Origin of the sequence: Geomonas edaphica, from assembly GCF_004917075.1 — a bacterium.
GTDB lineage: Bacteria > Desulfobacterota > Desulfuromonadia > Geobacterales > Geobacteraceae > Geomonas > Geomonas edaphica.
The window spans coordinates 399,875-413,998 of record NZ_SSYB01000001.1; the positions used below are offsets into that span (position 1 = coordinate 399,875).

A 14,124-nucleotide genomic window follows, 5' to 3' on the forward strand; every position below is an offset into this window, starting at 1 on the left:
TGTTTCATGGTCGCGGCGCAACAGGGGCTGACTCGGCCGTATTTTCGGAGGTAGTAGATAGCGGCCGCGGTCATGCATTTATAATTTTATGGTCTAAACACCATAAAGCAACATAAAAAACACCCTTTGCCCTATTAATTTTGTGAGGATTATCTCCTATTCTCCTGACATGGAATCCTTGGATCGATCAGAATTTCTCATTGGGGTTGGCCGGCGTATTAGAACCCTGCGGAAAGAGCGGGGGTTGTCGCAGGAGCGGCTCTCTGAACTGGCTGGACTTCATCCGACCTCCCTGTCTGACATCGAACGCGGCAAGGTCAATGCTGCCCTGGGGACTTTTCGTAACCTAGCGGAGGCCATGGACGTATCATTGGTGGATCTTGTGGAGACATTCACGGACGCAATGGGGGGCGATGCTTGGCGAGAAATGCAAACTCTATCTCAGCGTATAAAAAAGCTTGAGCCAAAAAGACGTGCCGTTTTTATTGACGCTGCATTGAAATTGCTCGATAAAGTTGAATCCATCTAAAAAAAGTGCGGAGGTTCGAATCCTTTATTCCGATCATCTATTGGAAAGGTAAGGCCCTTGGAGAATTCCAAGGGCCTTTTCGTAACGCTCCTAGTCAATGATAATCTCTAGATCACCGTCTATGACGATCGATTGGACGTCGCGGTTCACGACCTTCGACAATACCTACCCACTTTAGCCGACTCAACCATGTTTTCCTGAAAAGGTTCGCCCTTGTCTAGGGCGATAGACCGTACCGTTCGGAGCGCTCTGCAACTGCTCGCTGGTCACTCTCTGGACCGGGATTTGCCCGTGGGGCTGGTATTTGCCGGTTTATTGAAAAAGAAATCCGTTTGGTCAAGCTGCCCACCGTTGGTCACCTTGACGGGATTTTTCAATTCGTGCTCCAGCGACAACGCTGACCGGGTGTGGGCTGCGATGCTGTTGTTAGATAGTATTGTGTTCGTCATAAGCGTAAGAGCTCCCAATATCAGGGTAAAGAACAAGGTTCGCTTCATCGGTTCAGCTCGGTGTACTCAAGCTATACTGGTATGCACCCTTCATCAACACGCCTGGTCGCCGGGTAGAGCAGCAGCATGGAGAGCAAGCTCCCTATCCCGCAAATCGCGGTCACCCAGCCCATCGACCAGGGGGTGCCGTTGGCGAAGATGCCGACCAAACCGGAGCCGACGATGCCGCTGCCGTACTGTACCGCGCCAACCAGCGCGGACACGGTACCGGCACGTTCCGGGAAGTTGTTTAGGGCACCCGTTATAGAGTTGGCGACGATGAAACCGGTAGCTGAGACAAACACGAACAAAGGAAAAACCAATCCCCAAAGTCCACCCCAGCCAGTGCGGGCGGACAGCCCCACCATAAGAGCGGAGAACGCGGCGATGATTGTGCCGGCCAGAAGCATCCGGTCATAGCCGAATCGGGAAACCAAGCTGGAATTCACCAGGTTGGAACCCATAATACCAATAATGCCCAGGCCGAACAGCAGTCCGTAAAGCTGTTCCGGCACCTGGTAATAAGTGATGTAGGCAAACGGAGTACCCGCGACATAAGCAAACATGCCGGCGTAGAAGAAACCACCCGCGCCAACATAGCCCAAGATGCGGCGGTCGCGTAAAAGCTCGCAGTAACCGGCGATCGCGCGGGCAAGCGGCTCCTTGTTACGCCGCGCAGCGGGCAAGGTTTCGGGAATCGTGAACAGCGCCGCGAGGGTCACGATACCGATGCCGACCAGCGTCCAGAAAATAGCGCGCCATCCGGCAAGTGCGACGATTTGCCCTCCCACCAGCGGTCCGACGAGCGGAGCAACCGCCATCACCGTTATCAGTATCGACAACATCTGCGCCGCACGGACACCTTCATAGAGATCCCGCACCATGGCGCGTGACAATGCCACACTGGCACAGGCACCAAGGGCCTGCACCACACGCCAGCCGATCATGGCAACTACGCTTCCCGAAAGAGCGCAACCGGCCGATCCGATCACAAACAGCGCCAATCCGACCGCTACCGAGGACCGGCGGCCATACCGGTCGCTAATTGCCCCCCACAGCAGCTGCCCCAGGCTGAAACCGATGAGATAGCCGGAGATTGTCAGCTCGACCAACCCCTCGCTCGCATGAAGAGAGCGGCTCATCAGGGGCATCGCGGGCAAATAGAGGTCGGTCGAAATCGACGCGAACCCCATCAGCAGGCTGAGGACTGCGAGCACACGCCATCCCGGAGCCGCCGGCGTTGAAGCTTCTTTACCCATACCCAACGTGCTCAAGTTGCTTTTTGTAATTTTCTCGATCATTACCTACTGTCCTGTTCTGGAATATGTTGGACGGCTCGCACCGGTGTCCGTTTTCAACGCCCAACCCGTTTCTGCAGATTTTCCGGGTACCGGGCTCCTTGTACCGCGTTTTGAAACTGCTCTTTCGAGTTAGCGCAGGTCTTCCGGCGCAAGGTGAACTGAAGCGGCTCCGTTGTTCTCGCTCAGGCGCGCTGCAGCTTCGTGGTGCCGTTCAGAATGTACCTCGCATGACCTGAAGGGCTTCACCCTTGGCACTAGGGTAAGATGCCCACGTTCAGATCTTCGGCGGCGCCTCTACGCCCGAGAAAACCTGAATGAAGTCAGGGAGACGTGCCCCACGGGCCTGGATCGCCGATACAGACCGGTTTATTTCGGCGAGTTCGGCAGGCGTGAATCGAACTGCGACAGCGCCAATGTTCTCAAGCATATGCGCCATCTGTGTTGTGCCGGGGATCGGCACAATCCACGGCTTCTGTGCCATGAGCCAAGCCAGCGAGATTTGGGCGGGAGTGGCGTGTTTCCGGACGGCCCAACTCTTCGCCAGTTCCACGAGCGCTAGGTTGTGTGGCAGATTCTCCGGAGAGAACCTGGTCTCGATCTTGCGAATGTCACCGTCAGCGAACCGAGTATTTGCGTCAATGGCACCGGTCAGGAAACCCACGCCAAGCGGGCTCCACGGGACGAAGCCGATGCCCAGTTCCTGGCAGAGCGGGATCACGACCTCTTCCGGCCCACGCCACAGCATCGAATACTCGTTCTGGACTGCGGTTACTGGCAACGCGGCATGAGCACGACGCAAAGTATTAGGCCCCATCTCGGACAGGCCCCAGTGTAGAACCTTACCTTGCACCATCAGATCCTTTACCGCGCCAGCGACATCTTCAATCGGCACCTGCGGGTCGACCCGGTGCTGGTAGAGAAGATCAATGCGGTCGGTGCGGAGGCGCTTGAGCATCCCCTCGACGGCCAGTTTGATATGCTCCGGACGGCTGTTGAGCCCCGGGCGCCGGGCACCGGTTTCAAGATCGATGTTCCAGCCGAACTTGGAGGTGATTACGACCTTGTCCCGGAACGGCGCCACCCCTTCCCCAAGGATACGTTCCACCTCATGGGGACCATAGGCCTCTGCCGCATCGTAAAAGGTGACGCCACGGTCGAAAGCGGTCCGGATGATGTTGAACATTTCGGCCCGGGTGGGGATCGTTGTCTGATAGGTGCGGCTCATGTTTTGGACGCCAAGGCCTACGCTGGAGACCTCGAGCGTGCCCAGTTTGCGGTGCCCAAGAGGTGTGGAGTGGGCGGAGCTGGCCCCGCTGGCGGGCTGTGTTGCCTGCCCCTGCGCCCTGGCGGGCATGGACGGCAGTAAAGAGGCTGCGGCTAATCCCAACCCTGTGGCCAGGAATTGCCGGCGGCCCGGCAAAGGCAGGTCGTTTTCTTCAGCTTGTCCATTCTGCGTATTGCTCATAAAAGTCAGCTCCTTTCATTGTTTCCCATTGTATTGTTCGTCGCTGACCTGTCCCTTCCAGTCGGCAGTTTTACCTTCTTGGCCTTCCTGAATGGCAATATGGGTCATGGATGAGCCTGGTGCGGCTCCGTGCCAGTGTACTTGGTTGGGCGGAATCCAGATGACATCTCCCTGGCGGATTTCCTCGATCGGGCCACCCCGCTGCTGAATGAGACCGGTGCCCGCGGTCACAATCAGGGTCTGGCCCAGCGGATGGGAATGCCATGCGGTCCGGGCACCTGGCTCGAAAGTAACCCGTCCCCCCGTCGTGCGTGATGGTTCGTGTGCCTTGAGGAACAGAGGGTCGATACGTACCGAGCCGGTGAAGTTTTCGGGGGAGCCCTGGATCGAAGGCTGGGAGCCGCTTCGTGTGATACTGATTCTCTGCAACGCCTGCCTGCTGCTCAGCACCTGCGCCAATATCTCGTTGGCATTGTCGGCTTGTTTTCTGCCGACCTTTGATTCGAGAGCGGACGTCAGGCCTCTCAACTGCGTCTCAGTCAGCCCTGTGTTGAGTCCGACGTTGAAATGAGCCTGCAGCTGGGGATTGACCCCCTCGATATTTGCCAGGGCCGCAATGGTTGCCAATTCTCGGCTCTGAAAATCTAGGTTGTCGCGCCCAAAGATGTCTCCGAAAAGATGCCCCTTCAGAAACTCGTCAATGGCCGGGGTAAAGGTGATATACGCCCCGGTAGCCGGTGCACCGATCAGACGTGTCTGGATTTCGGCCCCACGTTCTATGCTGCTCCGATTGGCGGGCAGGGAGCTTGGTTCCTTACCGGGAAGGTCCTTGATCCCCTTTTCCCCCCTCTCCTCCAGAACGTTTATGAAGGTGTTGATGCCGTTCAGGCTGCGGGGGAATCCGGCATAGGCGTACATCTGGACCAGGACTTCCTTGATCTCGTTGATGGTCAAACCGGCGTCCAACCCCTCGCTTAAGGCCGTTTTCAGTTTTTGCAGGTCACCGTTGGCAGTAAAAGCCGCAATGGTGACGATGCTTTCCTGTCTGGCATTTAACCCTTTATTTGTCATGGTCTGAGCCTCCGAAAATGTTATGCAGCTGAATAATGCGGCAAGTATACTTGCCAGGAGCACGGCAACTTTCTTCATGCACTTTCCCCTCGAATCAGTTCGCCCTTTCTTCTCTTCACAGTTTGGCCCCTCATTTCAGTGTCTTGCCGAAGAACTCGGTCAGTTTGCCCATGGCCTCATCCACATACCGGGGAACCCAGTAGGTCTCGATATGGGTCGCGCCATCGATCTTGAACAATTCCTTGTCCTTCGCGCCGGTGGCCTTGGCGATCGCATCCTCGCTCATGTACAGGCTGTCGGACTTGCTGCCCGCGATCATCAGCAATGGCTGGTTGATCAAATCGATATGGTCGGTGGCGTCGAAGCGCATCAGGTCCTGCAGACTGCTCGTGGTGTACTTGAATGTCGAGTTGGGGTGTGCATGCGTCTTCCAGTAATACTCATAACCCTGTCGGTACAGCTCAAACGGTAGCTTGGCTATCTGCTCATCCGTCAGATTGGCATCCCCTGAATAGAGAACTTCCCCGCCGGCCGCTTCCTGGGCGCGGGCAGCCGAAGCCTGCTGCAGTCGTTGCTGGATTGTGTTCAGTTGGGAATCGTTGTAGCCATTGCGACGAACCCGTCCGGAGTTGAACATGCTCACCGTCGCAATCGACTTGAATCGCTTGTCGGTTTGCGCGGCGGCCAACGAGTATCCGCCACCGCCGCAGATGCCGAGTAAGCCCAGACGCTTTCCATCCACGCCTGCATACCTCGTAATGAAGTCGGCCATGCCATGAATATCTTCTATACGGCTTGACGGCTTATCCACACTGCGCGGCTGCCCTCCGCTTGCTCCCTGATACGCCGCATCTGCGGCAATGGTGATGTAGCCCTGTTCGGCCAATCGCTGCGCATACAGGCCAGCCACTTGCTCCTTCACCCCGCCGTTCGGGTGCGCCACCACCACAGCCGGATAGGTCTTCTTCGGGTCGTAGTTGGCGGGGGTATAGAGGTTGGCAGAGATATCCAAACCATTCAGTTTGTAGGTGACTGGGTGGATATTCACTTTGCCTTTTACGTTCTGAGTAATCGCGCCGTCATAAGTCAGAGTAAACGGATTTAGTCTATAGTCTGCTGCCATAGCTCCTCCTGCGGAGATAATTGTCGCTGCCAATAACGAGGACACAGTTTTTAAGCCAAACATTCCTTTTCTCCTTAACAGGTATCTTGAGGCTATAGGTCCAGCTTACGAGTCCCGATCCACTTCACGATTTCCGGATCGCGATGATCGAAGAAACTGCTTTCCTTCCGGTCCAGCGTCGCAATGGCCTCCATATCCTCAGGGGCCAGTTCGAAGTCGAAAACGGTGAAGTTTTCAACCATCCGCTCCACGCGCACCGATTTCGGGATGACCACGACTCCTCTTTGGATCAGCCAGCGCAGCACCACCTGGGCAATCGATTTGCCGTATTTGCTGCCAATGGCAGCAAGCAGTTCGTTGCTGAAGAGATTGTTTTTGCCCTCGGCGAAGGGACCCCAGGATTCGATCTGGACCCCGTTTTCTTGCAGAAACCGTTGGGTCTCGATCTGCTGACAGAAAGGATGCGTTTCTATCTGGTTGACTGCCGGGGTCACCTCATTGTGAACCATGAGGTCCATGATTCGGTCCGGGTGGAAATTGCTGACACCGATGGCGCGGACCCTGCCTTCCCGGTACAACTCTTCCATGGCCCGCCAGGAGCCGTAGACATCGCCGTACGGCTGATGGATCAAGTACAGGTCCAGATAATCGAGCTGCAATTTGGCCAGCGACGTATCGAACGCCTTCAGGGTTCTCTCGTAACCCGTGTCCTGAACCCAGAGCTTGGTGGTCACAAAGATATCCTGCCGGTTCACGCCGCTACTCCTGATCCCGTCGCCGACAGCTTTCTCATTCATGTAAGAAGCAGCGGTATCAAGCAGACGATAGCCGGTCTGCAGGGCATTGCGGACACTGGCTTCACACTCCTTGAGGTCACTGACCTGAAAGACTCCAAAGCCAAGAATGGGCATCTCGACCCCGTTATTCAAAGTGACTTTCTGCATACTTGCGCCTCCATTGGGTAAATTTTGCTGGGCTTGCTGCCGACTCTAACCTTTCGGGGTGATCGTAGTTTCCGTGTCCAGCCAGCCTGCTGATGATTGTATCCTACACCCCAACAATCAACAGGTGTTAGACCGATCCTGTTGAATTCTTGCATTATCCTGCAAAGCGCTGAAAAACGGGTTGTAACGCTGGAGTGGATTGGTTAGCATGCATCTAGGAGGTAATTATGGGAAAAGCGCCGAATGAACAGGATTTTGAGGGTAATAGCTCGGGTGGAGCAATGACCGCGTTAAGCAGGAGGATTGCCGAATGGACCGAACAAAAAGAAAGGTACATAACGGCGATCCCTGGCTTATCGCTTTTCCGCCGGGAGGAACCGACTGAGCCGGTCAGCGGCATGTACGAACCTAGCATTTGTCTGGCTGTCCAAGGGGCAAAACGAGTCATCCTTGGAGAAGACACCTTCGTGTACGACGCTCACCACTATCTGATCACGTCCGTGCACCTGCCCACAATTGTGCAGATTACCAAAGCAAGTCCGGATAAGCCCTACCTTGGACTCAGGTTGACGTTCGATTTGCGTGAACTATCGCAACTGATGGTGGACTGTAATCTGCCTCGGCCCAAGCTACAAAAGTCGAGCCGCGGCATGGCGACAGGCGAGATAACACCTGAGTTGACCAGCGCTTTTATCCGGTTGATCAACTTGCTTGCCGATGAGAAGGATATACCGATTCTCGCGCCGGTCATCCAGCGCGAGATCATCTACCGTTTACTTGTGGGGGAACAAGGTGAACGGCTGCGCCAGATTGCGACTGCAGGAAGCCAGGGACAGCAAATTGCCAAGGCAATAGATTGGCTCAAGAGCAACTACTTCCAGCCTGTCAGCATCGATGAACTTGCCGCGCAGGCTAACATGAGTACGTCCTCGTTTCACCATCATTTCCGTTCCATGACCGCTCTCAGCCCGTTGCAGTATCAGAAGCAGCTTCGATTGCAGGAGGCCAGACGACTAATGCTGGCAGAACGAATGGATGCAGCAAATGCAGGATTTCGAGTCGGATATGAAAGCCCCTCACAGTTCAGCCGTGAATACAACCGACTGTTCGGGGCACCACCGTTACGAGACATTTCTAAACTACGTCAGATCTTCCCTGCGGAATAGACAGCATCTTTCGTATTGAAGCTTATCCGCACCCCATGACTCGCACTACCTGAACATCACGTCCATTTCGTTCATGTCGATCTCCTTAGCCTCAGGACGCTTCGCGGTGCCCCGATCTAAACAAGGGAGTGGGCAAGCGCACGGCCCCAGCTAATTCTAATGGAGACAGAATTGAGCAATCCCCTCAATATAATGAACATACTTTCTACCCCTAATCTTCACACAAAGAGCGACAGGGTCCCCAACGTCTGCCGTTTCCCACTTGGATCCTCTTGTATTCCGTAGGATCCACTTATTCCTTTTTACCCACGCACTTGGTAGATGGTAGAAGTGGGCGCGACTGAGCTGATAAAATTCTAAAGGGTTACTGAACTTACGCTATGTCATGTGTACCGTTCGTAACGGGCAATTGAGTGGGCTAGGAGGGAATCCCTTGCGAGCTCCAAAAAATTCATTCTAGCTGTTTGTCGGAAGAGGGGGGGGAGAGGTATAAGGGGGGAGGGCGGGTGTTCCACGTTTTCACCTGCAACCTGGGCGAGGGCTCTATGCTGATAACCACCTGAAGCAGCTATATGTTTTTTCGGACTGGAACCTGCGGTCTTCAGCTTGGGATCTGAGTCTAATGAAGGGGCAAAAAAACCCTGAATGCATAAGAATTAAAGATTTCAGCCCTCACAAAAAAATACATGGCGATTTCAAGCACTTCCTAAAAAAAGTAAGGACTTAATTGTTCTCCCTTTTTGAGATTTGATTAAAAAGGTAAGGACTCAATTGTTGATGTAACGACTTAATTGTCGATGTAACAACTTAATTGTCTCCCGACACGACTGTAAATTAAAGCGGCATGCCGAGGCGACGCATCTTTTCGACGAGGGTGGTTCGGTTGATGCTTAGCATCACGGCCGCGCGGGCCTTTACGCCCCCTGAAAGCTGCAGCGCTTCGGTGATCATACGCTTCTCGATCTCGTTGATCGCCTGGACCATGTCGATACCGGCTGGGGTGACACTGGTGGAGTGGGAGCCTTCGATGTAATTCTTCGCTATGTTGGCGGGGAGGTCGCGCAGGGTAATGACGTCACTTTCGGTAAGTGCTACGATGCGCTCCATGATGTTCTCGAGTTCGCGAACGTTCCTGTTCCACGGGTAAGCTTCCAGCGCCTCCAGCGCTTCCTTGTCGAGGTGCATGATAGGGCGCTGCATGGAGCGGCAGTTCTTCTCCAGGAAGTGCTTGGTGAGGGGAAGGATGTCCTCGACTCGCTCCCTGAGAGGCGGAATTTGAACCGGGATGACGTTCAGTCGATAGAAAAGGTCCTCACGGAAGTTCCCGCGGGTGACTTCCTCCTCGAGGTTCACGTTGGTCGCTGAAACGACCCGCACGTCGAGCTTGATCTGCTTGTTGGAACCGACCCGTTCCACTTCCTGCTCCTGGAGGACGCGCAAAAGCTTCGTCTGCAGGTGCATCGGGAGCGTTCCGATTTCGTCCAGGAAGATGGTCCCGTAGTTGGCAGCTTCGAACTTCCCTACCTTTTCCTTTACCGCACCTGTGAACGCTCCCTTAACGTGCCCGAATAGTTCGCTCTCAAGCAGGTTTTCCGGGATTGCGGAGCAGTTGACGGCGATGAACGGCTTGTCTTTGCGGCTGCCGTTGAAGTGGATAGCTTTGGCAACCAGTTCCTTGCCGGTGCCGGACTCACCGAGGATCAGCACCGTGGAGTCGGTCTTTATGATCCTCTGCATACGCGAGAAGAGCTGCTGCATCGCCTGCGAGTTGCCGATGATGTTGGCGAATTCGTATTTCTCACGCAGCTGTTTTCTTAGGTAAACGTTCTCACTGACCAACTGCCCCTTTTCGACCGCCTTGTCGATGATGATGCGGAGCTCGTCTATGTTAAGGGGTTTCGTGATGTAGTCGTAAGCGCCTTTCTTCATCGCCTGCACCGCGGTTTCTGCAGAGCCGTGCCCGGTAACCAGGATTACCTCGGTACGCGGCGAGTCCTGTTTCACCCGGGACAGGATGTCGATCCCGTTCATGTCAGGCAAAAACAGGTCGCTGATGACGATGTCAAAAGGCTCACCTGCCAGGAAGTCGAGACCGTCTTTCCCGCTGGAACACCCTTTTACGGCAAAGCCGCTCGCCTTAAGCAGGATGAGCAGCGCCTCCCGGCTCCCGTCATCGTCTTCGATAATCAGTATTTTTATACTCTGCTTCATAGAAAATTCCTGATTGTTAGAGGTTTCTTCAATAACATGGATAAGAGATTTTGGCAATATGGCAAATTGACGTGCAGGGCTGCTCCGATATACTTGGGCGGGCTTTCACTGTCTCTATGGTGACCCGAAACAGGAGGCAATCATGAACGTGGTGAACCTTTTCCCTGTGCTGTTTGTTCTGTTCCTTGTCGTGATCTTCCTTGCCAACGCCATCCGCATCCTCCCCGAGTACGAGCGTGGCGTACTATTTCGCCTGGGACGGGTCAAAAAGGTAAGGGGGCCCGGTCTGGTGCTGATTATCCCTGGGATCGACCGGCTAGTGCGGGTGTCCCTGCGCATCGTTGCGATGGACGTCCCCTCCCAGGACGTGATCACCCACGACAACGTGACGGTCAAGGTCTCCGCCGTCATCTATTTCCGTGTGGTCGACGCTGTGCGTGCGGTCGTGGAGATGGAAAACTACCTGTACGCTACGAGCCAGCTCGCCCAGACCACCTTGCGTAGCGTCCTGGGGCAGGTGGACCTTGATGAGCTCCTCGCTAATCGCGACAAGATCAACAAGGAGCTGCAGGAAATCTTGGACCGCCAGACGGAACCCTGGGGGGTGAAAGTATCTACGGTCGAGGTCAAAAACATCGATCTTCCGCAGGAGATGCAGCGCGCCATCGCCCGGCAGGCGGAGGCCGAGAGGGAGCGCCGCGCCAAGGTGATCCACGCCGAAGGGGAGCTGCAGGCCTCGGAAAAACTCGCGCTTGCCGCTCAGGTGATGGGAGCAGAGCCCATGTCACTGCAGTTGCGCTACCTGCAAACGCTCACTGAAATCGCCGCCGAAAAGAACTCGACGACCATATTCCCCGTACCGATCGATCTCATCAAGATGTTCCTGGACCGGGGTGAGTCGGGAAAATAACCCGGTTCGACGCCACAGTTGACTGCTGCGCCCATCTATGAGAAATTGCACAATCTTAATTTTGTGAGTTTGCTAGGCTGTTCCCTGGGGAATTTCAGATGGCTGCGTCCAACATGACAAGAATCGTGGTGCCCTGCTACAACGAGGCGAAAAGGCTGCATCCAAGAGCTTTTCTCGCCGCGCTGGGAGATGATCCCGGTCTGTCCTTTCTTTTTGTCAATGACGGCAGTACTGATGCTACGCTCGAGGTGCTCCGTGCGCTGCAGGCAGAGGCACCGGTACGGATCGCGCTGCTGGATCTGGATCGCAATGTCGGCAAGGGCGAGGCTGTCCGATTGGGGATGCTTGACGCGACGGAAGGGCCGTACGACCTTGTAGGATATTGGGATGCCGATCTCGCCACACCGTTATCTGCCTTGGGTGAGTTTCTTCGCTTGCTCGAGGATCCGGAGGTGGATGGCGTCATCGGTGCTAGGGTGCGTCTGCTTGGGAGAAAGATCAGGCGCAGGCCTTTGAGGCATTACCTGGGGAGGGGATTCGCCACTTGTGCCTCATTATTGCTCGGGTTAAACGTGTATGACACTCAATGTGGGGCCAAACTTTTCAGAAATAGTCCGATTTTGCGCTCGGTTCTATCAGCTCCGTTCAAGGTTAGGTGGATCTTCGACGTCGAGTTGCTTGCCCGTTTTCCACTGCTTATGGAAGTTTCCGGCGTGACGAGGAGCCAACGGTGGGTCGAACACCCCTTGTTAGAGTGGACCGACGTAAAGGGATCCAAGCTCGAACTCTCCGACTATTTCAGAGCAGTCGCTGAGTTTGCAATCCTGCTTTATTATCTACGCTCCCCCGCGGGCAAGTGTTATAGACGCTACCTTCAGGAAGCACAATCGGTCCCGGTTCCGTCGCAAACCTGACATCGTCGCCTTGGTAAAGAGTGAAGGGAGTGACAAAGAATGTTTACGGTTTGTCTAGTTGCAAAGGTCTGTGTCTGGGGTAAGATCTAACCGTCATTGATAGCCTGTGCGGCACGTATTAGACAGTAACGCGCCAGGCAATAAGGGGGAAATTGATGTTGACCGAGAAGCTCTGCCATGCCTTGAACAACCAGTTGAACAACGAACTCTATTCTGCCTATCTCTACCTGTCCATGTCTTCTTATGCTGGATCCATCGGACTCAAAGGAAGCGCCAACTGGTTCATGGTGCAATACCAGGAAGAGATGGTCCATGCGATGAAGTTTTACAACTACATCAACAGCCGCGGCGAGCATGTGAAGCTGCAGGCCATCGCCGCACCGCCCGCCGAGTTCAAGAGCCTGCTCGACATGTTCGAGCAGACCCTCAAGCACGAACTTTCCATCACCGCCTCCATTAACGACCTTACCGATCTCGCGCTCGCCGAGAAGGATCACGCCACCAACATCTTCCTTCAGTGGTTCGTTACTGAGCAGATCGAGGAGGAGGAGAATGATAGGGACATCATCGGTAAACTGAAGCTGATAGGTGATAACGGCCAGGGGCTCCTCATGCTGGACAACGAGCTCGCCGCACGCGTATTCGTACCGCCGCCGACAACGACGCCGTAGTAAGGAACTCGGATAGCGCTTAACCTGTTCTCCCTCTTCCTTCGGGCCTTTGCTTACTGCAGGCTTAGGTCCGCAGGCAGAAGAGGAAATATGGACGTAAAAAAAGGGCCCAAACCACGGGGCCCTTTCTGCTTTTGTTTATGATGATTGTTGGATCTAAGCTAGTTCTTCTCGATCTTCGCGGTCTTTTTCAGCTCGTCGATGTAGCTCGAGAGTTCCTGCTGTACTTTCTGCTGCTTCAGGTAGTTCAGGATTTTCTCCTTCACCGCGTCGAACTTTTCTGTGCTCGGTTCTTGCTTCTCCACCACCTTGATGATGTGGTAGCCGAATTCAGTCTCCACCACGCCGCTCACCTCGCCCGGCTTGAGGCCGAAGGCGGCACTTTCAAAGGCCGGGACGGTCTGGCCGCGGCCGAAGGCACCCAGGTCGCCCCCCTGGCTGGCCGACGGGCAGGATGACTCCGCCTTGGCGATCGCCGCGAAATCCTCGCCTGCCTTCACCCGCTTGAGCAGCGCCTCTGCCTTTTCTTTAGCCTTTTTCCGCTCCTCGGGGCTCGCCTTCTGGTCAGCGCCGATCAGGATGTGGCTCGCCCTGACCCCTTCCTCCTTCTTGAAACGGTCGATGTTCTGATCATAGAACTTCTTTGCCTCGTCATCGGTGGCGACGGCCTTAGCAACAAAGCGCTGTTCGATGAAATTGTTGATGAGGATGTCCTTCCGGGTGAAGTCCTGCATGTCCTTCATGGTCATGTCGACCCCTTTGAGGGCCTCGACGAAATCCTGTTCCGATTTGAACTTGGCTCGATTCTGGGCCACTTTCTCATCGACGAGTTTGTCCAGGTCGGCAACTTTCACCTTTGCTGCTTCCTGGTACAAAAGCTCAGCCGCGGTGAGCTGGTCGATGACCGCCGCTTCGGCCTGTTTCTGTGCCTCCGGGGCAAGGGGCTCCTGGACCTGGTTTTGTGCCAGCATGACCTTCATGGCACGGTCCACCTCGTGCTTGGTGATGCCCTGGCCGTTTACCTTGACGACGACGGCCTGTCCCTTGGCGTCAGCCTCCTTGGCAACCGCCTTCTGGTCGGTCGGTTTCGCAGCAGCATCAGCCTTTTCGCCGGCAAAGACACCGGCGGAAAGCATCAAGGTCGCTGCGATTGCTGCAACGGCCGGTGTCACTGTTCTTTTGAAGGAAAACATATGTATCTCCTTTGGGAAAATTTAAGACGCGATGGTAGCATCTAATCAAAGCTAATTCAAATCAGAAAACATATGTGCGGGAAAACTTCATTACTTAATCTTGGGGGGTTTTATTGCGCGCCGGAATGTGATAAGAAT

12 protein-coding genes are annotated in these 14,124 nt (G+C 54.8%); 5 read left to right on the forward strand and 7 right to left on the reverse strand.

All coding sequences use genetic code 11. From position 1 onward, the window contains the following. Window positions 1-169 precede the first annotated feature (169 nt). The gene (locus E8K79_RS01725; RefSeq protein ID WP_136513948.1) at window positions 170-529 is read left to right on the forward strand and encodes a helix-turn-helix domain-containing protein; all 360 of its coding nucleotides are present in this window, start codon (window positions 170-172) and stop codon (window positions 527-529) included. A gap of 520 nt (window positions 530-1,049) precedes the next feature. Here the strand turns inward: E8K79_RS01725 and E8K79_RS01730 are convergent. The 5 genes from E8K79_RS01730 to E8K79_RS01750 all read right to left on the reverse strand — a co-directional run bounded on the left by E8K79_RS01730 (window position 1,050) and on the right by E8K79_RS01750 (window position 6,921). Continuing rightward, window positions 1,050-2,318, reverse strand: a complete 1,269-nt coding sequence (locus E8K79_RS01730; protein ID WP_136513204.1) for a multidrug effflux MFS transporter — start codon at window positions 2,316-2,318, stop codon at window positions 1,050-1,052. 274 nt (window positions 2,319-2,592) lie between these two features. After that, complete coding sequence (locus E8K79_RS01735) at window positions 2,593-3,783, reverse strand: aldo/keto reductase (protein ID WP_136513205.1); 1,191 nt, start codon at window positions 3,781-3,783, stop codon at window positions 2,593-2,595. A gap of 15 nt (window positions 3,784-3,798) precedes the next feature. Then, on the reverse strand, window positions 3,799-4,932 hold the full coding sequence (locus E8K79_RS01740) for a (R)-mandelonitrile lyase (RefSeq protein ID WP_136513206.1): 1,134 nt from the start codon (window positions 4,930-4,932) through the stop codon (window positions 3,799-3,801). Between the two features lie 52 nt (window positions 4,933-4,984). Then, on the reverse strand, window positions 4,985-5,977 hold the full coding sequence (locus tag E8K79_RS01745) for an alpha/beta hydrolase (protein ID WP_246043665.1): 993 nt from the start codon (window positions 5,975-5,977) through the stop codon (window positions 4,985-4,987). Between the two features lie 92 nt (window positions 5,978-6,069). Further along, on the reverse strand, window positions 6,070-6,921 hold the full coding sequence (locus E8K79_RS01750) for an aldo/keto reductase (protein ID WP_136513208.1): 852 nt from the start codon (window positions 6,919-6,921) through the stop codon (window positions 6,070-6,072). 281 nt (window positions 6,922-7,202) lie between these two features. Here E8K79_RS01750 and E8K79_RS01755 point away from each other — a divergent pair, with 281 nt between their 5' ends. After that, window positions 7,203-8,087, forward strand: coding sequence for an AraC family transcriptional regulator (locus E8K79_RS01755; protein WP_281276051.1), 885 nt, complete (start codon window positions 7,203-7,205; stop codon window positions 8,085-8,087). A gap of 834 nt (window positions 8,088-8,921) precedes the next feature. Here E8K79_RS01755 and E8K79_RS01760 read toward each other — a convergent pair. After that, entirely contained in the window at window positions 8,922-10,298 is a 1,377-nt protein-coding gene (locus tag E8K79_RS01760) for a sigma-54-dependent transcriptional regulator (RefSeq protein ID WP_136513210.1), read from the reverse strand. A gap of 142 nt (window positions 10,299-10,440) precedes the next feature. Between E8K79_RS01760 and E8K79_RS01765 the strand changes: the two genes are divergently transcribed. The 3 genes from E8K79_RS01765 to E8K79_RS01775 all read left to right on the forward strand — a co-directional run bounded on the left by E8K79_RS01765 (window position 10,441) and on the right by E8K79_RS01775 (window position 12,793). Beyond that, window positions 10,441-11,208: a slipin family protein gene (locus E8K79_RS01765; protein ID WP_198419759.1), complete on the forward strand. Its 768-nt coding sequence runs from the start codon at window positions 10,441-10,443 to the stop codon at window positions 11,206-11,208. A gap of 98 nt (window positions 11,209-11,306) precedes the next feature. Beyond that, window positions 11,307-12,122, forward strand: coding sequence for a glycosyltransferase (locus E8K79_RS01770; RefSeq protein ID WP_136513212.1), 816 nt, complete (start codon window positions 11,307-11,309; stop codon window positions 12,120-12,122). Between the two features lie 155 nt (window positions 12,123-12,277). Next, window positions 12,278-12,793, forward strand: a complete 516-nt coding sequence (locus tag E8K79_RS01775; RefSeq protein WP_136513213.1) for a ferritin — start codon at window positions 12,278-12,280, stop codon at window positions 12,791-12,793. A gap of 161 nt (window positions 12,794-12,954) precedes the next feature. On the opposite strand, the gene E8K79_RS01780 is transcribed toward E8K79_RS01775, so the two are convergent. After that, entirely contained in the window at window positions 12,955-13,986 is a 1,032-nt protein-coding gene (locus tag E8K79_RS01780; RefSeq protein ID WP_136513214.1) for a peptidylprolyl isomerase, read from the reverse strand. Window positions 13,987-14,124: the final 138 nt, after the last annotated feature.

What these genes read in the sequence shown, in the direction of transcription:
- E8K79_RS01770 (WP_136513212.1), top strand. Translation starts at nt 11,307, where the DNA reads ATGGCTGCGTCCAACATGACAAGAATCGTGGTGCCCTGCTACAACGAG.
- E8K79_RS01745 (WP_246043665.1), bottom strand. Translation starts at nt 5,977, where the DNA reads ATGGCAGCAGACTATAGACTAAATCCGTTTACTCTGACTTATGACGGC.
- E8K79_RS01775 (WP_136513213.1), top strand. Translation starts at nt 12,278, where the DNA reads ATGTTGACCGAGAAGCTCTGCCATGCCTTGAACAACCAGTTGAACAAC.
- E8K79_RS01730 (WP_136513204.1), bottom strand. Translation starts at nt 2,318, where the DNA reads ATGATCGAGAAAATTACAAAAAGCAACTTGAGCACGTTGGGTATGGGT.
- E8K79_RS01725 (WP_136513948.1), top strand. Translation starts at nt 170, where the DNA reads ATGGAATCCTTGGATCGATCAGAATTTCTCATTGGGGTTGGCCGGCGT.
- E8K79_RS01780 (WP_136513214.1), bottom strand. Translation starts at nt 13,986, where the DNA reads ATGTTTTCCTTCAAAAGAACAGTGACACCGGCCGTTGCAGCAATCGCA.
- E8K79_RS01750 (WP_136513208.1), bottom strand. Translation starts at nt 6,921, where the DNA reads ATGCAGAAAGTCACTTTGAATAACGGGGTCGAGATGCCCATTCTTGGC.
- E8K79_RS01760 (WP_136513210.1), bottom strand. Translation starts at nt 10,298, where the DNA reads ATGAAGCAGAGTATAAAAATACTGATTATCGAAGACGATGACGGGAGC.
- E8K79_RS01755 (WP_281276051.1), top strand. Translation starts at nt 7,203, where the DNA reads ATGACCGCGTTAAGCAGGAGGATTGCCGAATGGACCGAACAAAAAGAA.
- E8K79_RS01735 (WP_136513205.1), bottom strand. Translation starts at nt 3,783, where the DNA reads ATGAGCAATACGCAGAATGGACAAGCTGAAGAAAACGACCTGCCTTTG.
- E8K79_RS01765 (WP_198419759.1), top strand. Translation starts at nt 10,441, where the DNA reads ATGAACGTGGTGAACCTTTTCCCTGTGCTGTTTGTTCTGTTCCTTGTC.
- E8K79_RS01740 (WP_136513206.1), bottom strand. Translation starts at nt 4,932, where the DNA reads ATGAAGAAAGTTGCCGTGCTCCTGGCAAGTATACTTGCCGCATTATTC.